The sequence below is a fragment of the Alistipes sp. genome (assembly GCF_048465635.1).
Lineage (GTDB): Bacteria > Bacteroidota > Bacteroidia > Bacteroidales > Rikenellaceae > Alistipes.
This window is the reverse complement of record NZ_DBFWLF010000029.1, coordinates 1-10,462: the sequence shown is the minus strand read 5'-3', so window position 1 is coordinate 10,462 and position 10,462 is coordinate 1. Positions and strand designations below refer to the sequence as shown.

Annotated in this window: 6 protein-coding genes; 5 read left to right on the top strand and 1 reads right to left on the bottom strand. The window is 57.1% G+C overall.

The window, feature by feature from the left end:
• Nucleotides 1-348: 348 nt before the first annotated feature.
• A complete protein-coding gene (locus ACMO9O_RS11260; RefSeq protein WP_418983965.1) occupies nucleotides 349-1,584 on the bottom strand; it encodes a site-specific integrase in 1,236 nt (411 codons plus the stop codon).
• A 300-nt stretch (nucleotides 1,585-1,884) separates the two neighbouring features.
• Between ACMO9O_RS11260 and ACMO9O_RS11255 the strand changes: the two genes are divergently transcribed.
• The 5 genes from ACMO9O_RS11255 (at nucleotide 1,885) to ACMO9O_RS11235 (ending at nucleotide 10,146) form a co-directional block, all read left to right on the top strand.
• Complete coding sequence (locus ACMO9O_RS11255) at nucleotides 1,885-5,028, top strand: SusC/RagA family TonB-linked outer membrane protein (protein WP_418983964.1); 3,144 nt, start codon at nucleotides 1,885-1,887, stop codon at nucleotides 5,026-5,028.
• Nucleotides 5,029-5,047: 19 nt separating this feature from the next.
• On the top strand, nucleotides 5,048-6,694 hold the full coding sequence (locus tag ACMO9O_RS11250) for a RagB/SusD family nutrient uptake outer membrane protein (protein WP_418983963.1): 1,647 nt from the start codon (nucleotides 5,048-5,050) through the stop codon (nucleotides 6,692-6,694).
• Nucleotides 6,695-6,727: 33 nt separating this feature from the next.
• Nucleotides 6,728-7,516 carry a hypothetical protein gene (locus ACMO9O_RS11245; RefSeq protein ID WP_418983962.1) on the top strand — a complete coding sequence of 263 codons (789 nt, stop codon included), beginning with the start codon at nucleotides 6,728-6,730 and terminating at the stop codon, nucleotides 7,514-7,516.
• 95 nt (nucleotides 7,517-7,611) lie between these two features.
• A complete protein-coding gene (locus tag ACMO9O_RS11240) occupies nucleotides 7,612-9,642 on the top strand; it encodes a S8 family serine peptidase (RefSeq protein ID WP_418983961.1) in 2,031 nt (676 codons plus the stop codon).
• 15 nt (nucleotides 9,643-9,657) lie between these two features.
• Entirely contained in the window at nucleotides 9,658-10,146 is a 489-nt protein-coding gene (locus ACMO9O_RS11235) for a hypothetical protein (protein ID WP_418983960.1), read from the top strand.
• Nucleotides 10,147-10,462: the final 316 nt, after the last annotated feature.

The window sequence follows — 10,462 nt, the reverse complement described above, 5'->3', positions numbered from 1 at the left end:
ACCGGACACCTGCTGATTCTGAGCTTCCGCATACGCGAAAAGGCCCATCGCAGCAATCAACGATAGTACAAGTTTTCTTACCATAAGCGTTAATTTTAATTAAGTTTTTAAAATAAAAAGTTCACGAACAAAGATAAAGATTGCCGTGGTCATTTACAAATAAATTATTAAAAATATTTACCAACGTGACGTATTTTTAGCGAATTAGCAAATTATAATTACATATTTCTTAAAATCTCTGCCAATCTGCTTACAATCCGTAATCGGCGTTTGCGTGTTATTTTTTCACAATATACGAAAAAACCGCAATTCCAACGCGGTTTTCTGAAAAAATACTTGCCATTCTGACTAAAAGGCCTCTTTTTGCGTCCTTTTGGCATATAGTGTATCGATGCGCTTCGACAGACGCTCCATCTCTCCGTCGAGCTTCGAGTGGGTGATAGTCGCATAGATTTGCGTAGTGCGTATGTTCTTATGCCCCAAAAGTTTACTGATCGTTTCGATAGCCACTCCCTGCGACAGGGTGATCGTTGTGGCGAACGTATGGCGGGCCGTGTGGAAGGTGACCGGCTTGTCGAAACCCGCCTGAGCGGCTATTCTGTTCAGGCAGACGTTGCACCAGCCGTTGCTCGGGAGGTCGAAAATCGGCTTGCCACGCCCTTCCGGCGCATAGCGCAGCAGGATGGCGTGGGGGACGGAGAAGAGGCGCACGTTGACCTCGGAGCCTGTTTTGCGTCGGGTGGTGCTGATCCACAGGGTGTTGCGATCCTGCTTGATGTTGCCCGCCGTCAGGTCGCATATATCTATATAGGAAAGCCCCGTGAAGCAGCTGAAGAGAAAGGCGTCGCGCACCAGTTGCAGCGTGCGGTCCTCGAGCGGAAGGTTCAGCAGTTTGGTGATCTCGCCGTTGGAGAGGTAGCTGCGCGAAACGAACTCGCTGTGGAGTTTGTAGTTGGCAAAGAGGTCCTTCGACAGATGTCCCCGCGAGCGGGCCAGCATGAGGATGTGTTTGAGCGCGATCATGTAGACCCAGGTCGTGTTTTTCTTGTAGCGGCACTCTTGGATGATGTAGGCGTGGAACCCGGTGAGAAAGTCGCGGTCAAGCTCCTTGAACAACAGGTCGCGCCTTCCGTAACGCTTGAGGACGTAGGACTCGAGGTGGGAGCAGACACACCTATATTTATAATAAGTCGTCTTCGAACGCGACACGCCGACCATCCGGCGGAACTCCTCGTTGTGCTGCCTGAAGAAACAGAGGAGGGAGTGGCCGGGCGTATTGAGCCCGAAATAGGATTCCTTGACCATCTGAGGCGTTACCGAGGCGTGTTCGTAAAATAATGTGCGATAACACCTTTCGACGTGGTAGCGAATGTTGTCGAGCCGCTCGTTGATGCGGATGGCGTTCGCTCCGCGGCCGTTGACGCGGCCCAGTTCCGTGTTCCAGTTCTCGGGCAGGACGGCGATCTGCGTGGCGAACTGCACGCGCTGCCCGTTGATGGTGATGCGTCCCATGACCGGGACCTCGCCGCTGCGCAGCGGCGCTTTCTTCTTGACGTAAAACAGTACTTTGAATGTGTTTCTCATCTTCTATCCGTTGCTTTTGCTTCGCGCCAAAGGTAATGAATTAGTAACTTCCGATTAACGCATAAACCGGCCTGTACGGCGTATTTGTGGCCATTTGGAGCGGATACCGGTAACTATTTGGTAACAGTTTGGAAGCAGATGCAAGGCACGGGCCGCGGACGGCAGCTCATTGTCAGCCAGTTGACACATGTCCTGCCCTTCAAGCATCGTCACATAGCTTACTTATTGATATCATGATTATTAGCCTCCCAAATCCGCATCGTCATTTTTTATTTTAAAATCAAACTAAAATCAATGCTTATGGTAAGAAAACTTGTACTATCGTTGATTGCTGCGATGGGGCTTTTCGCGCTTGCGGAAGCTCAGAACCAGCAGGTGTCCGGTACGGTTTCCGGCCCCGACGGCCAGCCGGTTGCGGGAGCAACGGTGATGGTCGATGGTACACAGGTTGGTACGACCACCAATGCGGACGGCAGCTTTACGGTCTCGGCTCCGGGCAACGGTTCGCTGACCGTCTCGTTCATCGGCTACCAAACCCAGACGGTTTCCATTGCCGGTAAAACACGGGTCAACGTATCCCTGAAAGAGGATACCCAGGCGATCGACGACGTGATCGTCGTGGCATACGGTACGGCCAAGAAGGAGGCTTTCACCGGATCGGCCGCCATCGTGAAGTCGGAGGCTATCGGTAAACGTCAGGTGACCAACGTGACCAACGCCCTGACGGGTCAGGTGGCCGGTGTGCAGGCCGTCTCGAGCAACGGCCAGCCCGGTGCCACCTCGACCATTAAAATTCGCGGATTCGGTTCGATGGCCGCCTATTCCGACCCGTTGTATATCGTCGACGGCGTACCTTACAGCGGTTCGATGAATGCGATCAACACAGCCGACATCGAATCGGTATCGGTCCTTAAGGATGCTTCGGCGGCCGCCATCTACGGTGCGCGCGGCGCCAACGGCGTTATCATCATCACCACCAAGCGCGGTAAGACGCGCGACGCCCGCGTGACGTTCGACGCCAAGTGGGGCAGCAATTCGCGCGCGATTCCCAAGTACAACGTCATCGAGGACCCGGGTCTCTACTACGAGCTGGGTTACGAGGCGCTTTACAACCAGTATGCACAGGCGGGAGACGATGCGATCGCCGCTCATTCGCACGCCAATGCCGCCCTGTTGTCGAAGGACAACGGCGGCGTAGGTTATCAGGTATACCGCATCCCTGCCGGTGAATATTTCATCGGAACGAACGGAAAACTCAACCCCAACGCCCAGCTGGGTTATTCGGACGGGACCTACTACTACACGCCCGACGACTGGAACGACGAACTCTTCGGCCAGGGCAACCTGCGTCAGGAGTACAACATCTCGGTCGCCGGCGCGACGGAACGACTAAACTACTACCTGTCCGCCGGTTACCTCGACGATTCGGGTCTGGTCGACGGTTCGGGCTTCACGCGCTACTCGGCCCGTCTGAAAGCCGATTATCAGGCCAAGAAGTGGCTGAAGGTCGGCAGTTCGATGAGCTACACCTACTATGATTTGCGCAATCCGGGCAGCAGCGGCAGTGCCTTCTACCTGGCCAACATGATCGCTCCGATCTACCCGATGTACGCACGCGATGTGGAGGGCAACATCATGTACGACGACCTGGGCTACCCGGTTTACGACGCCGGTACAAACACCGGGCAGCAGCGTGACTTTGGCGGCGGTTCGAACCCGATGATGGACCTCAAGCTGAACAAGTATCACGCTTACAACGACGTCTTCACGGGACAGTGGTTCGCCGAGGCGGAACTCTATGAGGGCCTGAAAGTCAAGGCCAACATCAGTGCCGACGTGACCAACACGCGTTCGTCGAACCTCTATAACGCCTTCTACGGCAACTACAAGGGCGACGAGGGCGCCGTAACGGTGGAGCACAAGCGCACGTTCGGCATCAACCAGCAGTATATCGCCACCTACAACCACACCTTCGCCCAGAAGCACACGCTGGACCTGCTGGCCGGTTTCGAGCATTACAGCGTCCGCTGGCAGGAACTCTCGGGCTTCAACAAGAAGCTCTACAACCCGAATGTGGGCGAGCTGAACAACACGGTCTACGAAAAGCCTTCGGCCAACTCCAAGACGGACTACTACAAGACGCAGGGTATTCTGTTCCGCGCCCAGTACGACTACGACGACAAGTATTTCTTCTCGGCATCCTACCGCCGCGACGCTTCGTCGCGCTTCCATCCCGACCGCCGCTGGGGTAACTTCTGGTCGGTCGGCGGTGCCTGGCTGCTCAGCAAGGAGAAGTTCCTCGCTTCGACCTCCGGCTGGCTGGACGAGCTGAAATTCAAGATTTCGTACGGTGTTCAGGGTAACGACAACCTGCCCAACGACTATCCCTACATGGATCAGTACGGCGTAAGTAGCGTCAACGGCAGTTTCGCGCTGGGTCTCACCTACAAGGGCAATCCCGAGATTACGTGGGAAACGTCGCACAACTTCAACGTCGGCGCCGAGTTCAGCTTCTTCCAGAACCGTCTGTCGGGTAACATTGAGTACTTCAACAAAAAGACCACCGATCTGCTTTACAACAAGCCGACGCCCATTTCGGTGGGTTACGACCACGTGCCGATGAACGTGGGTTCGATCCGCAACTCGGGTCTCGAAATCGAACTTCAGGCAGACGTGCTGCGTTACAAGAACTTCGTCTGGAACGTCAACCTCAACCTGACGCACCTCAAAAACGAGATTCTTTCGCTGTCGAGCGAGATTCCCGAAACGGGCCTCGAATATTCGACCGCAATCCGCAAGGTGGGCGGCACGCTCTACGACTCCTACCTGAAGGTCTATGCCGGGGTCGATCCCGACACGGGCGTCGCGCTCTATTATGCCGACCCGGACAACGACGACTACTCGACCACCAATTACGCGTCGGCCAAGCAGAGCGACCTGGGAACGACCCTTCCCTCGGTATACGGCGGTTTCGGCACTTCGCTGAACTTTTACGGAGTGGACATTTCGCTCCAGTTCTCCTACCAGCTAGGCGGCAAGGTGCTCGACCGCTCCTACCTCGACCTGATGCACTTCGGCGACAACATGGGTAACAACTGGCATACGGACATCCTCAACCGCTGGACGCCCGACAACCGGGATACCGACGTGCCGCGTCTGTGCGCTTCCGACAGCTCCTACGAATCCTACTCCTCGCGGTTCCTGGTAAATTCGAACTACCTGGCGCTTAACAATGTTACGGTAGGCTACACGTTGCCCAAGAAGTGGACCAACAAGCTGGGTATCGGCTCCGTCCGACTCTATTTCTCGGCAGACAACGTGGCCGTCTTCTCGAAACTCGACGGTCTGGACCCCCGCCGCTCCTTCGGCGGAACCTCCGAGCTGGAGACCGCCAACTACGGCGCACTGCGTACGCTGTCGGGCGGACTCAATATCACGTTCTAACTCCATAAAGCAAAAAAGTATGAAAATGAATTTGAAAATAGCATCGCTTTTCGTCGTTTCCACGCTGCTTGCTGCCTGTAATGTCGACACCCTGCCCGAAGGCGGGACCGTTACCGACCAGCAGAAGCAGGAAGTCATCGAGATGATGCCCGAGCGTATCGCGGCCGACGTGGCGAACCTGGCGTCGACGATGTTCTCACAGTTCTCAGTGGGTGGAACCAACTACTACTGGATCGACTTCGGGTATCCGTCGGTCTGCATCGCCTACGATTACAACGGTCCCGATATGGTGTGTGTGGACAACAACTACAACTGGTACAATCCGGCCTGCTCCTATACGGACCGCGACCCCAATTACATCGTTCCCTACATCGAGTGGACCTTCTATTACAACTACCTCAAGGCGGCCAACGACATTCTCTCGGCCATCGCTCCCGACACGGAGAACCAGACGCTGAAATACTACCGCGGGCAGGCGCTCGGTGCGCGCGCCTTCACGCTCTTCGGCCTGGTGCAGCGTTTCCAGTTCACCTACAAGGGGCATGAGGACGAACCCTCGATTCCGATGGTGCTCGACGATATGACGGCCGAGCAGGCGGGAAACAATCCCCGCGCGTCGGTAAGTGCGGTTTACGCGCGGATTATTGAGGACTTGAACAACGCCATCGCGCTGCTTGAAGGTTTCAACCGGCCCAACGCTTCGACCATCGACCAGCGTGTGGCTTACGGTCTTCGTGCCCGCGTCTATCTGGTGATGAACGAGTGGCAGCAGGCTGCTGCCGATGCGGCAAAGGCCATGTCGGGCTACACGCCCTACACGCGCGACGAGGTAAGCAAGCCCTCCTTCCAGAGTGTGTCGCACGCCTGGATCTGGGGTTGCGAGATCGATGAAAACGACCTGGTAGCCGGCGGCGAGCGTGCCACCTGGCAAAGTTGGCTCTGCTCGCTCAACGGCGGTTTATTCACTACGAAATTAGGGACGTATGCGCGTTGCAACGTCGAGTTCTACCAAAAGATTCCCGCAACCGACGTCCGCAAGGGCTGGTGGGTGGATGAGAACCTGAAATCCCCGCTGATCGACAACCTCCGCTGGCAGGGCTATCCCAACACGCCGATCGGATCGCTGGAAATTTCGCAGGTCAAGCAGAAATTCGAGCCTTATACCAACGTGAAGTTCGGACCGACCGACGACGTGATCGGAACGACCAAAAGTGCCGGCGACTGGCCGCTGATGCGTGCCGAGGAGATGCTTCTCATCCAGGCGGAAGCTACGGGCATGAGCGGCGACCTGAACGGAGGCAAGCAGTTGCTGGAGAGCTTCGTGAAGACTTACCGCGACCCCTCCTATACGTGCAAGGCCTCCACGCCGCAGGAGTTCCAGAACGCGGTATGGCTCCAGCGCCGCATCGAACTATGGGGCGAAGGTTTCGCCCCGATGGACCTGATGCGCCTGAAGAAGCCGCTGGTGCGCTTCCACTCGGGACGCACGTCCAACTTCCCCGATCTGTTCAAATTCAACATTCCGGCCGAAGATCCCAGCTTCCTCTGCACGATCCCCAACGGGGAGATCAACGCCAACGAAGGCATTTCGCCCGATCAGAACAACATCAGCACCGTGCCGAAGCCCGGACAAGGCGCCGGTCTGCTCGACGGCATTACGGACTGACGGTAAATGTTTAACTTCGAAAAAACACGCATCATGAAAAAATACCTGTTCATCTTTTTGGCGACAGCGCTGTTTGCGTCCTGTGACGATGACGTTACGCGTGATCCCTCGCCCGTAACGCCGGAGGATTGCCAAGACGTTTATTTCCCGGCAGACAACCCTGCTTCCGCGGAGTTGGCTCCCGACGATAATCAGTTCACCCTATCGGTAACCCGTACCGAGTTTACGCAGGAGGCCAATGTGCCCATCCATGTCTCCACGACCGCACCCGAGGCTTTCACCATTCCCGAGACGGTTCATTTCGCAGCCGGTCAGGAGGAGGCCGAATTGGTGATCGGCACGGAACAGATGAAGCCTTTCGTGACCTACCAGCTCACGATCACCGTTGACGAAGCCTTCGCCGACTACTACACCGAGCGGCCTTACGGCACGGCGGTCTATACTCTCAAGCTGATGAAATCTGACTGGGCCGTGGTCGATGAGGGCGTGATGACGTGTCCCCTTTTTAAGAATCCGTGGCGGCAGTCGTTGGAGTATTCGGCCATCCTGGACCAGTACCGCTTCCCGGAGGCGTGGGGCGAGGACGATTTTACCTTCACGTGGGACAAAGGCGCCGAGTTCCATCCGGTCGGCATCGAGAACGGCAATCAGATTCAGTTCTATATCGGCGACTACGAGCCGGGCGCTCCCATGTACTTCCTCTGTGCGAAGACCTGTCCCTACGACGCCGCTACCAAGACGTTCACCATCGTAGCGGACTGGTACGTGGGCGGAGGCTACGGCAATCAGGGTTCGATGAATTCAACGGTCAAAATGAACTGATCCTATGAATGATCCGCATGTAACGCGGGACAACAACCGTTAACCGGGGAGCCGGCCCGCGAGGGTCCGGCTCCTCATTTCTAAAAAAACGAATTATGGCTTACAAAAAATTGCTGCTTTTCGCAGCCCTGCTGCTCGCCGCATGTACCGCCGATCCGCTCACGGAGCCGGAGGCGGACGCTCCTGCTCCGTCGGCCGCGCAACGGAAACTGGTCAACACAGCCCAGCAGGCCGTCGAGGGGTCGCTGATCGTCTGCTTCGACGACCAGTCGCTCGATCGCATCGAGCAGACTACGACCCGGGCCACCCGCAGCGGCGAAGTCGCCACCCGTTCGGGCATCGCTCCCGTTGACGCGGTGCTCGCGGATCTGAATGTGGTATCGCTCCGCCGCCTGTTCCCCTATACGGCCAAACACGAGGAACGCACCCGCGCTGCGGGCCTGCACAAGTGGTATGTGATCTCGTTCGACCGCGAGGCCGACCTGACACGCTCCGCGCTGAAGCTCGCCCAGGTCGCTCAGGTCGAAAACATCCAGTTCGACACCCGTCTCCAGCTGGTTCCGACAGGTCATGCCGCCCCGCTGAAAGAGGCCGTCGAGACCCGTGCGGCGGGCATCCCGTTCAACGATCCCCAGAGCGGTCGCCAGTGGCACTACGTGAATATGGCCGATCGGACGATTTGCGCAACGGCCCGCCGGGGCGCGGACATCAACGTCAAGGACGCCTGGTCGCTGACCGGAGGCGATCCCCAGGTGATCGTGGCCGTGGTGGACGAGGGCGTGAAATACACCCACCCCGACCTGGCCGCGAACATGTGGACCAACGCGGACGAGACGGACGGAAACAATTCCGACGACGACGGGAACGGATATAAGGACGACGTCCACGGCTTCAACTTCGTGACGCGGGGTCCGATCAGCTGGACCCGCGAAGCGTGGGTCGACGGCGAGAACAAGGGCGATTCGGGCCACGGCACGCATGTGGCCGGCACGGTGGCGGCCGTCAACAACAACGGGTTGGGCGTCTGCGGCGTAGCCGGCGGCACGGGGCACAACGACGGTGTGAAGATCATGTCCTGCCAGATTTTCTCGGGCAACGACGCCGCTTCGGGTGCGCTCTCCACTTCGGCCGAAGCGATCAAGTATGCCGCCGACAACGGCGCGGCGATCATCCAGTGCTCGTTCGGCAGCGAGGCGGGGGCCTACACCTCGGACAACACCTGGCAGCTTCGCGCCGGGGTGCAATACAATGCCATCAAATACTTCATCGAGAGCAAGAATTGCAGCGCCGTCGACGGCGGGGTGGTCATCTTCGCCGCCGGCAACGACGGGAGGAATGTCTGCGGGTATCCGGGAGCCTACCGCGACTACATCGCCGTGACGTCGTTCGGTCCCGACTACGTGCCGGCCTACTACACCAACTACGGTCCCGGCTGCAACATCGCGGCTCCGGGCGGCGACTACTCGGTCAGCGCCGATGCGGATCAGAACTTCGCGCAGGTCCTCTCGACCGTTCCTTCGGAGAACAGCTCCTTCAAAGGGTCCGATTATGGTTACATGCAGGGTACTTCGATGGCCTGCCCGCATGTTTCGGGCGTCGCGGCACTCGGACTCTCCTATGCGTTGAAGAAGGGTAAACACTTCACGCTCGACGAGTTCAAGACCATGCTGCTCACCTCGGTCAACGACTTGGAACCCTACCTGATCGGTTCGAAGAACGGCGTTTCGCTCTCCTCATACAGCAAGAAGATGGGAACGGGTTCGATCGATGCCTACCAGCTGCTCATGCAGATCGAGGGAACGCCCTGCCTGCGGGCCGCTGTCGGGAAGAAACAGCTGCTCGATCTGAGCCGCTACTTCGGCGGCAGTTCGGAGAATCTGACCTACACAGGGGTCGAAATCTCGCAGCAGGATAAGGATAAGCTCGGCATGTCGTCCGATCCGGTCATCTCCTACGGCCGTCTGGATTTCCGTTGCACCAAGCCGGGATGCGCCCGCATCAAGGTCAAGGCGATCGCCGGCGGTTCGACGGTCGGCACGGGCGGCAACATGGGCGGACAGGTGGTTACCAAGGAGTTCGCCGTCATCGCCCGTTCGGTCGAAACCGGCAACGGAGGTTGGTTCTAAAAACACGGAAACAAGATGAAAAAGACCTATTATTTATTGCTTGCGGCCTTCACGCTCTTCCTGCTGGCCGGCTGCTCTTCGAGCGACGACGGAGGCAATGACGGCCCCGGAGAGAACACCGATTCGCCCTACTACCAGCTGATTGCCGGAGACTGGCATCTCTCGGCATGGAGCGGCGAAGCACCCGCCGATTTCGACATTTATGTCACCTTCAATGCCGATCGTTCGTACATGATCTACCAGAAGTTCGAGAAACCGATCTGGGAGCGTTACGCAGGCTCCTACCGCTTCGACAACCGGACTGTTTCGGGGGTCTACTCCGACGGTTCGGCTTGGGGCGCGAGCTACGAAATCGACATCGACGCTTCGGGCAACTCGTTCCGCATGGTCAGCAACACCTCCGTGCAGGAGGTCATGACCTTCACGCGCGCAGCGATCCCGGGCGATGTAAAGAACGCCGCCCAGCGGAAGACTTCGCGCGCCGGAGGATTCCGGCTCTTCTGACGCTCGCTTTGAGCGAACGCATCGAAGGACGACCCCTTGACGGGTCGTCCTTTTTTTTGCCGGTTTCGAAGCCTCCATGCGCCAAAGGTTTTCGGGTTACCTCTCCATCGGTTGCCGAATGCGCATACAGTATTGTAAACACACTGTATATCTGTATTTTATTGTACTCGAAAAGTCGTCCATAAGCGCGGGTTGAGTTTTTATTTTAAAAACTTAATTAAAATTAACGCTTATGGTAAGAAAACTTGTACTATCGTTGATTGCTGCGATGGGCCTTTTCGCGTATGCGGAAGCTCAGAATCAGCAGGTGTCCGGT

Excerpts from the sequence above, each read along its gene's own strand:
- ACMO9O_RS11240 (WP_418983961.1), top strand. The coding sequence starts at position 7,612 with ATGGCTTACAAAAAATTGCTGCTTTTCGCAGCCCTGCTGCTCGCCGCA.
- ACMO9O_RS11255 (WP_418983964.1), top strand. The coding sequence starts at position 1,885 with ATGGTAAGAAAACTTGTACTATCGTTGATTGCTGCGATGGGGCTTTTC.
- ACMO9O_RS11245 (WP_418983962.1), top strand. The coding sequence starts at position 6,728 with ATGAAAAAATACCTGTTCATCTTTTTGGCGACAGCGCTGTTTGCGTCC.
- ACMO9O_RS11250 (WP_418983963.1), top strand. The coding sequence starts at position 5,048 with ATGAAAATGAATTTGAAAATAGCATCGCTTTTCGTCGTTTCCACGCTG.
- ACMO9O_RS11235 (WP_418983960.1), top strand. The coding sequence starts at position 9,658 with ATGAAAAAGACCTATTATTTATTGCTTGCGGCCTTCACGCTCTTCCTG.
- ACMO9O_RS11260 (WP_418983965.1), bottom strand. The coding sequence starts at position 1,584 with ATGAGAAACACATTCAAAGTACTGTTTTACGTCAAGAAGAAAGCGCCG.